The 13,598-nt window shown below is 70.7% G+C and carries 15 protein-coding genes; 12 read left to right on the top strand and 3 right to left on the bottom strand.

Translation table 11 applies throughout. The features are described from left to right. The first annotated feature begins 56 nt into the window (after nt 1–56). From EDF33_RS02560 to EDF33_RS02535, 6 genes are all read left to right on the top strand, one after another. Nucleotides 57–740 carry a flavin reductase family protein gene (locus tag EDF33_RS02560; RefSeq protein WP_132099226.1) on the top strand — a complete coding sequence of 228 codons (684 nt, stop codon included), beginning with the start codon at nt 57–59 and terminating at the stop codon, nt 738–740. Nucleotides 741–871: 131 nt separating this feature from the next. Beyond that, nucleotides 872–2,188: an NtaA/DmoA family FMN-dependent monooxygenase gene (locus tag EDF33_RS02555; protein ID WP_132099225.1), complete on the top strand. Its 1,317-nt coding sequence runs from the start codon at nt 872–874 to the stop codon at nt 2,186–2,188. Nucleotides 2,189–2,208: 20 nt separating this feature from the next. Beyond that, nucleotides 2,209–3,522, top strand: a complete 1,314-nt coding sequence (locus EDF33_RS02550; RefSeq protein ID WP_132099224.1) for an NtaA/DmoA family FMN-dependent monooxygenase — start codon at nt 2,209–2,211, stop codon at nt 3,520–3,522. Between the two features lie 30 nt (nt 3,523–3,552). Then, on the top strand, nt 3,553–4,386 hold the full coding sequence (locus EDF33_RS02545; protein ID WP_132099223.1) for an alpha/beta fold hydrolase: 834 nt from the start codon (nt 3,553–3,555) through the stop codon (nt 4,384–4,386). 32 nt (nt 4,387–4,418) lie between these two features. Next, nucleotides 4,419–4,916: a flavin reductase family protein gene (locus EDF33_RS02540; RefSeq protein ID WP_132099222.1), complete on the top strand. Its 498-nt coding sequence runs from the start codon at nt 4,419–4,421 to the stop codon at nt 4,914–4,916. 70 nt (nt 4,917–4,986) lie between these two features. Next, on the top strand, nt 4,987–5,547 hold the full coding sequence (locus EDF33_RS02535; protein ID WP_123937107.1) for an MOSC domain-containing protein: 561 nt from the start codon (nt 4,987–4,989) through the stop codon (nt 5,545–5,547). Between the two features lie 7 nt (nt 5,548–5,554). Here EDF33_RS02535 and EDF33_RS20355 read toward each other — a convergent pair whose 3' ends face one another. After that, nucleotides 5,555–6,004, bottom strand: a complete 450-nt coding sequence (locus tag EDF33_RS20355) for a MarR family winged helix-turn-helix transcriptional regulator (protein WP_185040719.1) — start codon at nt 6,002–6,004, stop codon at nt 5,555–5,557. A gap of 174 nt (nt 6,005–6,178) precedes the next feature. Here EDF33_RS20355 and EDF33_RS02525 point away from each other — a divergent pair, with 174 nt between their 5' ends. The 3 genes from EDF33_RS02525 (at nt 6,179) to EDF33_RS02515 (ending at nt 8,717) form a co-directional block, all read left to right on the top strand. Further along, the gene (locus EDF33_RS02525) at nt 6,179–6,832 is read left to right on the top strand and encodes a hypothetical protein (RefSeq protein WP_123293393.1); all 654 of its coding nucleotides are present in this window, start codon (nt 6,179–6,181) and stop codon (nt 6,830–6,832) included. A gap of 149 nt (nt 6,833–6,981) precedes the next feature. After that, the gene (locus EDF33_RS02520) at nt 6,982–7,866 is read left to right on the top strand and encodes a S26 family signal peptidase (protein WP_123292956.1); all 885 of its coding nucleotides are present in this window, start codon (nt 6,982–6,984) and stop codon (nt 7,864–7,866) included. After that, complete coding sequence (locus tag EDF33_RS02515) at nt 7,863–8,717, top strand: LamG domain-containing protein (protein ID WP_131920838.1); 855 nt, start codon at nt 7,863–7,865, stop codon at nt 8,715–8,717. The genes EDF33_RS02520 and EDF33_RS02515 overlap by 4 nt, the downstream gene beginning before the upstream one ends. A 99-nt stretch (nt 8,718–8,816) precedes the next feature. Here the strand turns inward: EDF33_RS02515 and EDF33_RS02510 are convergent, their stop codons facing one another. Continuing rightward, nucleotides 8,817–9,728 (bottom strand): LysR family transcriptional regulator, encoded by a 912-nt coding sequence (locus EDF33_RS02510; protein ID WP_207906616.1) that lies wholly within the window; start codon nt 9,726–9,728, stop codon nt 8,817–8,819. A 105-nt stretch (nt 9,729–9,833) separates the two neighbouring features. Here EDF33_RS02510 and EDF33_RS02505 point away from each other — a divergent pair, with 105 nt between their 5' ends. From EDF33_RS02505 to EDF33_RS02495, 3 genes are all read left to right on the top strand, one after another. Then, nucleotides 9,834–10,619 carry an inositol monophosphatase family protein gene (locus EDF33_RS02505; RefSeq protein ID WP_132099221.1) on the top strand — a complete coding sequence of 262 codons (786 nt, stop codon included), beginning with the start codon at nt 9,834–9,836 and terminating at the stop codon, nt 10,617–10,619. A 56-nt stretch (nt 10,620–10,675) separates the two neighbouring features. Then, entirely contained in the window at nt 10,676–11,329 is a 654-nt protein-coding gene (locus EDF33_RS02500; protein ID WP_132099220.1) for an NAD(P)-binding domain-containing protein, read from the top strand. A 175-nt stretch (nt 11,330–11,504) separates the two neighbouring features. After that, entirely contained in the window at nt 11,505–12,074 is a 570-nt protein-coding gene (locus EDF33_RS02495; protein WP_123937103.1) for a manganese efflux pump MntP family protein, read from the top strand. Nucleotides 12,075–12,097: 23 nt separating this feature from the next. Here EDF33_RS02495 and EDF33_RS20040 read toward each other — a convergent pair whose 3' ends face one another. After that, nucleotides 12,098–13,519, bottom strand: a complete 1,422-nt coding sequence (locus tag EDF33_RS20040; RefSeq protein WP_165918696.1) for a hypothetical protein — start codon at nt 13,517–13,519, stop codon at nt 12,098–12,100. Nucleotides 13,520–13,598: the final 79 nt, after the last annotated feature.

Here is a 13,598-nt window from a genome sequence, read left to right as displayed (position 1 = left end):
TGCACCGAGCCTCCCGTCAGATCTCGACCCACGAACGCGCGCCAGGAGGCCACCGCATGTACCTCGACACCTCGTCCGAACACGTCGACTTCATCTGGATGATCAAGAACGCGGTCGTGCCGCGGCCGATCGCCTGGATCGGTTCGGTCTCGCCCGCCGGCGGGTACAACCTGGCCCCGTACAGCTACTTCCAGCTCGTCACGATGGACCCACCGATGCTCATGGTGTCCTTCACCGGCAGCAAGGACACGCTCGACAACATCCGGCACACCGGCGACTTCGTGGTCAACCTGGTCACGGAGGGCTTCGAGGCCGACCAGACGGACACGGCCGCGCTGTTCGACGCCGACGTCGACGAAGCGGCCCTGCTCGGACTCGACACCACCCCGAGCACCGTCGTCACGCCGCCACGCCTGGCGGGTGCCAAGGTCGCCCTGGAGTGTCGTGCGACCGAGGAGAAGGAGATGCCCGGCGCGACGCTCGTCTTCGCCGAGGTGGTCGGTGTGCACACCGACGACGGGGTCATCGACGACCGTGGGCGCATCGACATCGAGCGCTACCGCCCCGTCGGCCGCCTCGGCGGCGCGCTCTACACGACCATCACGTCGGCCTACCGGATCCCGGTGCCGTCCGCCGACGCCGTGCTCGCCGGCCACCGCTCCGGCGTATTGGCGGGCGCGGTGGCGGACCGGACCACCGGCACGCCCGAACCGCAGGCGGAAATCTCCACGTCCGCCTGAAACCCCCGATCAGCGGGTGGTCCGAGCGATCGGGTGCACGCGTAATCGAATCCTCACGGTGCCGCAGCGGCGGCGAAATCGCGCACTGCTCGACTGGTCGCACCACCACCTCAGTCCCCTCTGGAGCACGAATGGCAGCCGACCCCTTCCACCTCGCGTGGTTCACCCCGTTCAAGACGCCCGCGTGGAAGTCCCCCTGGGCGGCCGACACTCCGCTCACCTGGCTCAACGGTGAGTACTACATGGACATGGCCCGCTCGCTCGAGCGCGCCGGCTTCGACTTCATGATGTTCGAGGACTCCACGCTCGTCAGTGACACCTACGGCGGCAGCACCGAGAACGACCTGAAGCACGGACTGCACTCCCCCAAGGGCGACCCGGTGCCGCTGCTGCCGATGCTGGCGCAGGTCACCCAGCACATGGGCTTCATCGCCACGATGTCGACCTCGTTCTACCCGCCGTTCCTCGTCGCACGGGTGATGGCGACGATGGACCACCTGACCAAGGGGCGCATCGGCTGGAACGTCGTGACGAGTTCCGAGGACCTCGCCGGCAAGAACTACGGCCTCGACCACCTGCCGCCACACGACGAGCGCTACGTGATGGCGGACGAGTTCATCACCGTGGTGAAGGACCTCTGGGACTCATGGGAACCGGGCGCGATCGTCGCCGACCGCGAGTCCGGGTACCTCGCCGACCACACGAAGGTGCACCCCATCCACCACGACGGCAAGTACTTCAAGGTCCGCGGACCGCTCAACCTGCCGGCCGGGCCGCAGGGCCACCCCGTCATCTGCCAGGCCGGTGGTTCGCCGAAGGGGCGTGACTTCGCCTCGCGGCACGCCAACGTGCTGCTCTCGGCGCCCAAGGGCGTCGACCAGATGCGCGAGTACCGCGACGACATCCGTTCGCGTGCCGTCGGTCACGGGCGGGACGCCGACGACGTCAAGGTCATGTACATCATCCAGCCCGTCCTCGGCGAGACGCAGGCCGACGCCGAGGAGATCGCGCGCCGCCGGAACGAGCTGACCCAGGACCAGATCGAGACCATCCTCGGCATCATGTCGATCACCACCGAGGTCGACTTCAAGCAGTTCGACCTGGACGCCCCGCTACCCGACGACGTCTCGACGAACGGGCACCAGTCCGGGCTCGAGCAGTTCCGGAAGCGCACGCAGGGCAAGACCATCCGCGAGGCGCTGATGGGGCAGCAGACCGAGGCCGTCGAGCTCGTCGGCACACCGGCGTCGGTCGCGGAGCAGATGGACGAGGTCATGGAGGCCGTCGGCGGTGACGGGTTCCTGATCCGCGGCGAACCGGTGCGGACGCACTCGCGCCGGTACATCGACGAGATCGCATCGGGTCTGGCGCCGGAGCTCCGCAAGCGCGGACTCATCCGCAGCGACTACCCCGAGTCCACGTTCAAAGCGAACCTCGCCGCGTTCTGAGCGTCGGGACTGGAGCACTGATGACCGCCTCACCATTCCACCTCGGGTGGTTCTGCAACGGGACCTCGGTACCCGCCTGGGCACAGCCGTTCTCCGGTTCGATCGGCGACGACTGGCAGGACGCGCAGATCTTCGTCGACCTGGCCCGGGCCATGGAGCGCGCGAAGTTCGACTACGTGCTCATCGAGGACAACACCTTCGTCGGCGACCGCTACGGCGACTCCATGGAGGTCTACCTGAAGTACGCCATGCAGGCGCCGCGGCAGGACCCGATGATCGTCGCGACACTGCTCGCGCAGGCGACCGAACGGCTCGGGATCATCGCGACGGCCGGGACCTTCGCGTACCACCCCTACTTGCTCGCGCGGATGGCGGGCACGCTCGACCAGTTGTCGAAGGGCCGGTTCGGCGTCAACGTGGTGACCGGCACGAGCGACCGTGCGCTGCAGAACTACGGCCACGACGGGATGGACGAGCACGACTCCCGGTACGACGTGGCCGAGGACTTCGTCCGCTCGATGACCGCGCTGTTCGACACGTGGGAGCCCGGGGCGGTGGTGGCGGATCGTCGCACGGCGACCTTCGCCGACCACACGAAGGTCCGGTACGCCGACCACCGGGGAAGCCACTTCTCGACCCGGGGGCCGCTGAACTCCGGGCCCTCGCCACAGGGCCGCCCGGTGATCTCGCAGGCCGGTGGTTCGCCGCGCGGCATCGCGTTCGCAGCGCAGTACGCGGACACCATCGTCGCCATCCACTCGTCACCCGAGAAGGCGCGCGACTACCGGAACCGCGTCCGTGACGCCGCCGCGGCGGTCGGGCGCGACCCGGACGACGTCAAGGTGCTGTTCGGGGTCTGGCCGATCGTCGGGTCCAGCGAGGAGGAGGCGCGGCAACGTGCCGACGACCGCGTCCAGCTCGCGATGGACAACATCGACATCCCGCTCGCAACGATGTCGAAGTCCACCGACATCGACTTCTCGACCGTGCCGCTCGACACCCCGCTCGGCGAACTCGACCTGGCGACGAACGGTACCCAGAACTTCGCGCTCTACCGGGACCGCAACGCCACGCTGACGCTGCGGCAGGCGGTCGCGAAGGAGGCCGGTGGCGCCGGTCCGGCGCTCGTCGGGTCCGTCGAGCAGGTCGCGGACCAGCTCGAGGCGTTCGCGGACGTGTCCGGTGGGGACGGCTTCCTGATCGGGACGAACGGTGTCACCCGGCGGTTCATCGCCGAGGTGTGCGACGGGCTCGTCCCGGAGCTCCAGGCTCGCGGGCTGACCCGCACCGAGTACGACCACGAGCACCTGCGGGACAACCTGCGGGCGTTCTGACCGGGCATCGGCCCGACGAGAGGAACCATCATGCGCGGTTACGTCGACACCGACTGGGGCCAGGTGCACTTCCGCGCCGGCGGACCGACCCCGGGGGACGCCGAGCGCGTCATCGCGATGTACCACGAGTCACCTCGCACCTCGGCGGTCTACGACCCCGTCCTCGAGGCGTTCCCGGACGGCGTCGCCGTGCTCGCCTTCGACACCCCGGGGTTCGGACAGTCCGACGACGCACCAGCGGACCGACCCCTGGGTCACTACGCGACCGTGCTGCTGCAGGCCCTCGACGGGCTCGGGGTCGGCCGGTTCCTGCCGGTCGGGATGAAGACCGGGTCGGCACTCGTCACCGCGATGGCGGTCGCGGCCGGAGCGGACCGGGTCCCCGGCGCCGTGCTCTACGCGCAGGAGGAGCCGGACGACGCAGCGTTCGAGCACTGGGCCAACGACTGGGCGCCACCGATCGCGTTCCCGGCGGACGGGTCGACGCTGATGAAGCTCTACGCGAAGAACGTCGGCCTGTACGGCAGCGACGACCCACGGGTGCTCTACGAAGCCGTCGCGGACACGATCGCGAACGCCGATCGGTACGCCTCGGTCTACCCCGCGGTGTTCCGCGGGCACCGGCAGACGTGGGAGGACATGCACGCGCTCGTGGCGGGCGGCGTGCACCTCACCGTCCTCGAGCCGCCGACCGCGCAGTTCACCCCGGACGACCCGATCACGTTCGGTGTGGTCCCGGGCACCGACGTCGTGGCGATGCCCTCGACCGGTCAGTTCCCGGCCCTCGCGACGGACGAGTTCGTCCGCGCCGTGACCACCGCCCTCGACCGGTCCGGACTCACCGCACACGCGGACGCCGCCTGACCCTCTGCCCGCCAACCCTCGAAGGAGTCCCGATGTTCACCGCACCGTCCACCGCCGATCCGGCCCTGCTCCGCCAGGCGTTCTCCGGCTTCCCGTGCGGCGTCGCCGCGCTGTCCGCCGTCGTCGACGACGAGCCGACCGTCCTCGTCGCGTCCTCGTTCACGGTGGGTGTCTCCCAGGACCCGCCGCTGGTGATGTTCGCCGTGCAGCACACCTCGACCACCTGGCCCGCGCTCGCGGGCGCACGGACGATCGGGGTCTCGGTCCTCGGGGAGCGCCACGAACCCGTCACGAGGCAGCTCGCGTCGCGCGACAAGTCCGTCCGGTTCGTCGGCATCGAGACGATGGTCTCCGACACCGGCGCGGTGTTCCTCGAAGGAGCCCCGATCTGGCTGGAGTGCGCGGTCGAGCACACCTACCCGGCGGGTGACCACGACATCGTGGTCCTCCGGGTGAACGGTCTGATGTCGGACTTCTCGCACAGCCCGCTGGTCTGGCACCGATCCGCGTTCGCGAAGCTGAGCGCGTGAGCGCGTGAGCGCGTGAGCGCGTGACCAGATCTGTGCTGCGCCGGACCCCGACCTGCGCCAGAATCGCACCATGACCGACAACCGTGACGACCAGCCGCGTGTGATCGCCGTGAGCCGGGACGACGTCCATCGGTTCAGCAAGCCCGTGGTCGACGAGGTCACCTTGGTCGAGGGCTGGGGCATCGAGGGCGACGCCCACGCCGGGACGACCGTCCAGCACCGGTCTCGAGTCGCGCGTGACCCGTCCCAGCCGAACCTGCGGCAGGTGCACCTGCTGCACGCCGAGGTGTTCGACGAGGTCGCCGACGCCGGGTACCACCTCGAGCCGGGCCAGATGGGCGAGAACGTCACGACCCGCGGTGTCGACCTGCTCAGCCTGCCCACCGGCACGGTGCTGCACCTCGGCGACGAGGCGTGCGTCCGGGTGACGGGCCTGCGGAACCCGTGCCAGCAGATCAACGGGTTCGAACCGGGTCTGTTGCGTGAGGTGCTCGGGCGGGACGAGGACGGTGCGGTGGTGCGGAAGGGCGGCGTGATGAGCGTCGTCGTGACCGGCGGTGTCGTCCGGACGGGTGACCGCATCCGGGTCGAGCTCCCCGCCGGCGAGCAGCAGGCGCTCCAGCCGGTCTGACGAGCGCCTACTCCCCCGCCGCCGCGGCCTGCTGGTACAGACTCGTCGCCAGGTCGTTGAGCACCTCGTGCAGCTCGCCGCCGTGCGCGCCGTCGACCGCCCGGAGCATGGCGGCGTAGCGCTGCCGGTAGTCCGCGACGACGTCGTCGCCACTCGGCAGCAGCCGCAGCAACGACCCACGACGGTCGTTCGGGTTCGGCGCGCGCTCGAGGAGTCCGGCGGTGCTCATCCGGTCGATCATGTTCGTCACCGCGCCCGAGGTCAGGCCGAGGTAGCCGGCGACCTCCGTCGGCGTGGAGTACCCGGTGTCGCTGATGAGCACGAGTGCTCGCAGGGCGTTCTCGTGCACCCCGGCTCGGGCACTGAGCTGGTTCACCAGGCTCGCGTTCGCGCGCACGACAGCGGTGAACGCGGCCATCAGGTCGGCGGCGTCGTCATCGGGTGCGGCGGGGGTCACGGGGGGAATCCTTCCATGTCGGGAACCCGGGGGACGGGAGCGTCCCCCGCACTGGGGTAGGTGTGCGAGTGGCTAACTTGGTCAAGCGGTGACTATCTTAATGATTGAAGCAAATCCGCCCGAGTGACTTGCTTCCCCCAACCACTGCGAACCACCGAACCGATGAGGTACACCGTGTCCACCAAGCTCCGCACCTCCGCGCTGAAGCGGATCCGTTTCGCCCCCGTGGCGCTCCTCGCCGGCATCTTCGCCGCCGTGCTCCTCTCCCTCTCGCTCACCGGCACCCTGTCCGGGTTCGCGGCGAGCATCACGAACAGCAGCAACACCGCCGCCAGTGGCACGCTGATCATGCAGGAGCAGAACGCCGGCGCGACCGTCACCTGCCTCAGCACCGACGGCGGCTCGGTCTCGACGAACTCCGCGACCTGCTCGACGATCAACAAGTTCGGCGGCAGCACGACGATGACGCCGGGCAACACGGTCAACACGGCGATCTCGATCAAGAACACCGGCACCGCTGCCGCGAGCACCTTCACCCTGACGCCGGGCAGCACGTGCACCCAGTCGAACAACGGCTCCTCGAACGGGACCGCGACCGACCTCTGCGCCAAGATGAACCTCGTCATCACCTCGGGCTCGACCACGGTCTTCAGCGGCACGCTCGCCAGCTTCAAGGGCGCCGCAGCGTCGGCCTTCACGATGCCCGCAGCTCCGGCCGCCGGCGCCTCGACGCCGTTCAACTTCGCGGTGACCCTCGACTCCTCGGCGGGCAACACCTACCAGGGCCTCGCAGCCTCGGTCCCCATGACCTGGACGTTCACGGCCTGATCCCGCTCCGGGCCGGCTCCCCCAGCCGTCCCGGGACGTCCCGTGACCCCAGACCGGCGACGCTCGACCGACCCCCCTCCGGCCGAGCGTCGCCACCCCCGTTCCACCACGCGCAGTAGCCGCACCCCACCGAGCCGCAGGAGCACGACATGAGCCAGACCGCAGCGATCCCGCTCAGCGGCACGCTCGACCGTCCGGTCCTCCGCGGTCGCGCGGTCACCCGGTCCGAGACCGTCCTCGCCTGGTTGCTCGCCCTGGTCGCCGCACTGCTGCTCACCGCCGCGGTGCTGTTCCTGTCCGCCGGTGGCCGCTGGTTCGTCGTCGAGACGCCCTCGATGGGTGAAGCAGCCCCGGTGGGGACCCTCGTGCTCGACCTGCCGGTCGACGTCACGACCCTGCGCGTCGGCGACGTCGTCTCGTTCGAGACCTCCGCCAACCCCGACGTCGTCTACACGCACCGCATCATCGCGATCGACGCCGACGGCGGCCTGCACACCCGCGGCGACGTGAACGGCGCGGTCGACCCGTGGACGCTGTCGCAGGCCGACGTGATCGGCACCCCGGCGCTCCTGGTCCCGCACCTCGGCTGGCTGTTCCGCGCCGCCCCGATCCTGCTCATCGGCACGCTCCTGATCCTGACCCTGACCAGTGCCTTCACGGACCGGGTGACCCGCACCTGCCTCCGGATCGCCGGCTCCGCCCTGACGGTCTCGTACGCCGCGTTCGTGCTCAAGCCGTTCGTCAACGTGACGACCATCACGAACACCTCGAGCCCCACGGGCGTCGAGGCCACCGTCATCTCGTCCGGCATCTTCCCGGTGCGCGTCGACGCCCACGGCGGCAACACCGTGCACCTGGTCGACGGTGAGGTCGGCCGCGTGGTCATCCACGAACTCACGAAGAACGGGCACTACCAGCTGACCTCGAACATCGACCTCGACCCGCTCGGGTGGGTGGCGCTCATCGCCATGTGCCTGGTGCCGCTCGTGGCCTGCCTGGCCGTCGGCCGCGTCGAGGCGGTGCGTCCCTCGTGATCCTCCGTCGCCTGCGTGACGGCCGCGTCGTCGCCCTCCTGCTCGTGGTCGCCCTGGCCGTCGTCGTCCTGCTGAACCAGTTCGCGCCGACGCGCTCCGCCTACAGCGCCACCGTCCGGAACGACACGAACACCGCCGCGACCGCCCCGTACTTCACCTGCACGGGCGCCGTCGGAGCCGACACCGCGAACGCCCTGTTCGCGTACCGGCTCACCGAGTCGACGAACGCGAAGACCGCCACGGACTGGTCGGGCCGCGGCGTGAACGGCACCTACCAGGGATCGATGACGGCGGTCACGCCCGACCCGAACGCCTGCCCGCGCGACACCGGCAGTGCCTACGTGCTGAACGGCTCCACGAGCTACGTCTCCACCTCGCGCTCGTACGCCAACCCGACCACCTTCAGCGAGGAGGTCTGGTTCAAGACGACGGTCGCCGGTGGACAGCTCATCGGCTTCGGCAGCAGCCAGACCGGCGGATCCGGGCAGCACGACCGCAAGCTCTACCTCAACACGAGCGGGCAGCTCGCGTTCGGGACGTACAGCGGCACGACCCAGGTCGTCTCGTCGCCGAAGGCCTACACCGACGGCGCATGGCACCACGCCGTGACGACGATGTCACCGGCCAACGGCATGCGCCTGTACGTCGACGGCACGCTGGTCGCGTCGAACGCGGCGTACAAGACGCCGGAGAACTACACCGGCTGGTTCCGGATCGGCTACGACACCATCGGCGGATGGCCGGGTTCGCCCGCCAACGCCTACTTCACCGGGTCCATGCGGTACGCGGCCGTCTACGGGACGGAACTGTCCGCCGCCCAGGTCGCCGCCCACGCAGCAGCCGGTCGCTGACGCGCCGCAGACCGGACGGGAGGCCCGTGGCGGGCCCGCCACGGGCCTCCCGTCCGATCCGGCTGACGTCGAAGACGTGAGCCGGGTCGCCGAAGCCGGTCAGGGTTCCAGCGTGCCGACGAGCGCCTGCTCGACGAGGCTGCGCAGCCACCGGTGCCCCTGGTCGGACGTGGAGCGCTGGTGCCAGGTCAGGACGACCGACACCGCCGGCAGCTCGACGGGCGGCGTGAAGACCGAGGTGTCGTCCGCTCGGACGGCACGTGACGCCACCGACGCCGGGATGACGACGACCGCGTCCGTCGCGCGCACGATCTCCACGGCAGCGCTCGTGGACGCGACCGACGCGACCACCGACCGTGACCGCCCGGTCGCAGCGAGCAGCTCGTCGATCCGGTCGCCGAACCGGCCACGGCGGGAGACGACGACGTGCGGCACACCTGCCCACGCAGCCAGGTCGACGTCGGCGGTGCCCGAGGCCAGGAGCGGGTGCCCGCGGCGTGCCAGCCCGACCAGGGGGTCGGTCGCGATGTGCCGGTGGTCGATCTCGGCGGTCGCGGGCTCGGCGGAACCGATCTCCAGGTCCACGACGCCCCGCCGCAGGTCCGTGGTGTCGTCGTCCGGTTCGCCGAGGAACCGCAGGCCGACGCCGGGGGCGGCCCGGTGCGTGTGCTCGACGAGCCACGGGGCGAGCACGGAGACCAGGGCGTCGTGCGCACGGATCGTGAAGGTCCGGTGCAGGGCGCCGGCGTCGAAGGTCGTCTCGGGTGTCAGGACCTGCCGGCTGCGCAGCACGAGCGACCGGACCTCCTCGCGCATCGCGAGGGCGCGTGGCGTGGGCCGCATGACCCGGCCGCTGCGCACCAGGACCTCGTCTCCGACGGCGATCCGGATGCGTCCGAGCGCGCGGCTCATGGCGGGTGCGGACAGGTGCAGCCGATCGGCGGCTCCGGTCACGCTCTCCTCTTCGAGCAGGGCGTCGAGCGCGGTGAGCAGGTTCAGGTCCAGTTGCACGAGACGCAATCTACCGGTGCGCGGAATGTACTGGTGTGCAATGGTCGGCGTTCGTAGCGTTGCTCCCGGATCGACGGACCGCGTCGGCCGGGACAGGAGACGACCATGGACGACCACCAGCTGCTCACCGGCGTGACGGAGGCGGTGACCGCGGCCGCGCAGGTGCTCCTCGAGCGCTTCTCGACCGCGAACCGGGTCGACGACGGGCGGTCGCTGCTCGCCGCGATCGACGCGAACGACGCGGCCTCGACGGCGGTGCTCCGACCGGCGCTCGAGCGCCTCCGGCCCGATGCGAAGTGGGACGACGACGAAGAGGGCACCGGCACGCTCGGCCCGGGCGAGTGGTGGGTGACCGACGCCGCCGAGGGCAACGTCAACCTGGTCCACGGATCCGCGAACTGGGGCGTGACCGCGACGCTCGTGCGCGACGACGTCCCCGTCCTGACCGCCGTCGTCCTGCCGGCACTCGACCAGGTGTTCACGGCCGTCCGCGGGGCCGGTGCGCGGCTGAACGGCACCCCGATCAGCGCCTCGCGGAAGACCGAGCTCGGAGCCGCCCTGGTCGGTACCGGTCAGGCGAAGCCGGGCGAGGCATCCGAGATCCGTCGCCGGATGAGCGACTCGATCGACCGGATGCTCGACGCAGCACTGCTCGTGTCGGCCTCGGTCCCCGCGACGGTGCAGCTCGTGCAGGTCGCCACCGGGCACGTCGACGGCTTCTGGCAGTTCGGGCAGGTGCGGTCCGGCCTGGATGCCGGGGCGCTCCTGGTGCACGAAGCGGGCGGTGCCGTCATCGACACGACCGGTGCTCCCTGGACGCTGGCGAGCGAGGACTGCATCGCGGCGGCCCCGGACCTCGCCCGCCCGATCGCAGCAGTGCTCGCCCGCTGAGCGGCTGACCCCAACCCCTTGACCCTCCCGTCGCACCTGACCACGAAGGACACCCCATGACCACCAGCACCACCACCACCATCTCCGTCCTCGGATCCGGACGTGTCGGGAGCACGCTCGCGCGCGGCCTCGCCGCCGCCGGCCACCCCGTCACCATCGGCGTCCGCGATCCCGATTCCGTCCGGCCGGACTGGGCCGACACCGGGGTCGAGGTCGCCGACGTCGCGACTGCCATCCGGACCGCCGCGGTCGTGGTCAACGCCACACCGGGCGACACGACCCTGGAGCGGATGACCGCACTGCGGGCCGGACTCGCCGGACGGATCCTGCTCGACGTCTCGAACGCGACCACGCGGACCGCCGACGGGTTGCCGGGTGGACTCGCCTACCTCGATGGCAGCCTCGGCGAGCGGCTGCAGGCCGCCCTGCCGGAGACCCGGGTGGTGAAGAGCCTCAACACGATGCTGTTCTCGGTCATGACCGCGCCGGCGGCACTCGCCACCCCGCCGACCGCCTTCGTGTCCGGGGACGACGCCGCGGCGAAGGCCACGGTGGGCGGACTGCTCCGCAGCCTGGGCTGGAAGGACGGGTGGGTCGTGGACCTCGGCCCGATCGCCACCGCGTCCGGCCCGGAGTCGATGGCGCTGATGGTGCCGAGCCTGCTCGGCGCAATCGGTTTCGCGCCCTTCGCCCTGTCCGTCGCTCGCTGAGGACCGGAGGCGCGACCGGCGGCGACCACGGGGGTCCGGGGCGGGCGCACCAACCCCCGGATTCGGCACGACGAATACCGCTGATCAGGCCTTTTCGTCCTCGGAACCATGCCAGGATCGTCAGGTCCTGAGACGTCGGCGTCTCCGTCCGACCGTCTCGAAAGGCGCCGCCCCCATGTCGTTCTGGGCCCTCTTCCTCATCGCGCTCGGCGTCTCCGCAGACGCCTTCGCCGTCGCCCTCGGCAAGGGCCTGCACATGAAGCGCTTCGACGTGCGGCACGCGCTCGTCATCGCGCTGACGTTCGGTGCGTTCCAGGCGCTCATGCCCCTGCTCGGATGGCTGCTCGGTTCGGCGTTCGCGCAGTACATCGCCGCCTTCGACCACTGGATCGCGTTCGGGCTGCTTGCGCTGATCGGCGGCAAGATGCTGTGGGAGGCGTTCTCGAAGCACGAGGACACCGAGCAGGACACCGACCGTCTGCCGATCCGCGAACTCCTGGTCCTGGCAATCGCGACGAGCATCGACGCCCTGGCCGTCGGTGTCACGTTGGCGTTCCTGCCGGTGTCGATCGGCGGCGCGGTGCTGCTCATCGGTGTGACGACGGCAGTGCTGTCCTTCGCCGGCGTGGTCGTCGGGCGCCGCGTCGGAGCCCGGTTCGGCAAGCCGGCCGAGATCGCCGGCGGTGTCGTGCTCATCCTGATCGGCGTGAACATCGTGCTCGAGCACACGGGCATCATCGGCTGAGGCTGCGGAACGGGCGCGATCCGTCAGATGTCGAGGACGCCGTCCACGGCGGCGTCACGCGCAGGGATGTCCCGGGTCGCGATGTCCTCCTCGAGGTACACCGTCACGTACGTCCAGTCCTCGACGTGGCCGGCGTCGTCGAACACCCGGTAGCGCCGACGGAGCCGCAGGTACGGCACGTCGCTGTGCTCGAACGACACGACCACCTCGGTCGCCGGCCACTCCCCCTCGACGACGACCTCGACGGCCCGGTAGGCGCTCGCCGCACGGCGGGGCTCCGGGTGCTCGCGGGTCCACAGGATGCCCGGCTCGGCCAGCGACTCGAACACCCCGACGAGTGCGGCGACCGCCTGCGCCTTCGTCGAGTCATCCGTGTCGTGGAGCGGCCACCGGGCGCCCTCGACCCCGGTGAGGTCGAGCCGCTCGATCCACGGGGCGCGAGCCGCTTCGAGCCGTGCTTCCTCGGCCTCCCACGACGATTCGTCCTCGTCCTCGTCCACCGTCCGCGCCGGCAGGGCATCGGTGGTGATGGTGGTCGGCAGGCCATCGGAGAGGTCGACGTCGACCTCGCGGTACTGGTACGTGTAGTCCAGCCCGCCCGCGGAGTCCGGAGTCCGCCGGGGTCCGGTTGGCGCGTACCGGACGGTCAGCACCGAGCCCTCGCGACCGACGCCCTCGACCAGGTGGTCGACGGCGATCGTCGCGCGACTGCCGTCCGGCCGCACGAGCACCAGGTCGGTTGCCGGGGTGGGCAATGGCGGACCCGGGTCGGCGAGTGGCTCCATCGACGGGACGAAGCCGTCGGACTCGTCGCCGAAGCCGATGCTCCAGGTGTACGGGCCACCGTCGTCCTCGTCGTCGAGCAGTTCCGGGTCGTCGTGATCGTGCTCGGCGGCGGCCTCGGTCTCGAGCGTCGCCGCCCACTCCTCTGGTGTCGGCCAGAACGGCTCGGCCGGCGCCCACGGCAGGGTCTCGGGGTCGACGCCGTCGAGCGGATCGTCGGCGTCGGCGTCGGCGTCGGCGTCGGCGTCGTCGGAGTCGTCGGAGCCACCGGCATCCGCATCGACGTCCACGTCGTCGTCCTCGCCGTCCCACATCGACGCTGGTCGCGGGTCACCGATCCACAACCCGTCAACATCGGCACCGTGCGGCCGACGATCCCCGAGCTCGACCGCGCACGTCACACCGGTCGGCGTGACGTGGACGGCGGACCGGGACACCGCGTCGTCACCGTCACCGTTCGACCCGTAGACGATCCACGCGCCATCCGTGGTCGTCAGGACGCGGACGTCGTCGACCGCACCGTCGGGCAACGGGGCGTCTGGCCACGTCACCCACCGCACGTCGTCACCCGTGACGACCGCTGCGACCGGACGCGTCGCGTCCGGCACGATCGTCGCGTCGCCGACGGCGACGGCGTCCGCGGGGTCGAGGAAGCTGCTCATGCTGCGACCGTACTGCAGCCGTGTGGCCGGGCCGAGACGGACGGGAGGCGCGGTGCGGGCCCGCCCCGCGCCTCCCGTC

Source organism: Curtobacterium sp. PhB146, from assembly GCF_004342995.1.
Taxonomy (GTDB): domain Bacteria; phylum Actinomycetota; class Actinomycetes; order Actinomycetales; family Microbacteriaceae; genus Curtobacterium.
Note: the sequence above shows the minus strand (reverse complement) of the source record. Positions and strands in the feature narration are given on the sequence as shown.

Bases quoted from the DNA above. Each gene is read 5' to 3' on its own strand.
- EDF33_RS02560 (WP_132099226.1), top strand. From the start codon at position 57: ATGTACCTCGACACCTCGTCCGAACACGTCGACTTCATCTGGATGATC.
- EDF33_RS02555 (WP_132099225.1), top strand. From the start codon at position 872: ATGGCAGCCGACCCCTTCCACCTCGCGTGGTTCACCCCGTTCAAGACG.
- EDF33_RS02550 (WP_132099224.1), top strand. From the start codon at position 2,209: ATGACCGCCTCACCATTCCACCTCGGGTGGTTCTGCAACGGGACCTCG.
- EDF33_RS02545 (WP_132099223.1), top strand. From the start codon at position 3,553: ATGCGCGGTTACGTCGACACCGACTGGGGCCAGGTGCACTTCCGCGCC.
- EDF33_RS02540 (WP_132099222.1), top strand. From the start codon at position 4,419: ATGTTCACCGCACCGTCCACCGCCGATCCGGCCCTGCTCCGCCAGGCG.
- EDF33_RS02535 (WP_123937107.1), top strand. From the start codon at position 4,987: ATGACCGACAACCGTGACGACCAGCCGCGTGTGATCGCCGTGAGCCGG.
- EDF33_RS02520 (WP_123292956.1), top strand. From the start codon at position 6,982: ATGAGCCAGACCGCAGCGATCCCGCTCAGCGGCACGCTCGACCGTCCG.
- EDF33_RS02505 (WP_132099221.1), top strand. From the start codon at position 9,834: ATGGACGACCACCAGCTGCTCACCGGCGTGACGGAGGCGGTGACCGCG.
- EDF33_RS02500 (WP_132099220.1), top strand. From the start codon at position 10,676: ATGACCACCAGCACCACCACCACCATCTCCGTCCTCGGATCCGGACGT.
- EDF33_RS02495 (WP_123937103.1), top strand. From the start codon at position 11,505: ATGTCGTTCTGGGCCCTCTTCCTCATCGCGCTCGGCGTCTCCGCAGAC.
- EDF33_RS20040 (WP_165918696.1), bottom strand. From the start codon at position 13,519: ATGAGCAGCTTCCTCGACCCCGCGGACGCCGTCGCCGTCGGCGACGCG.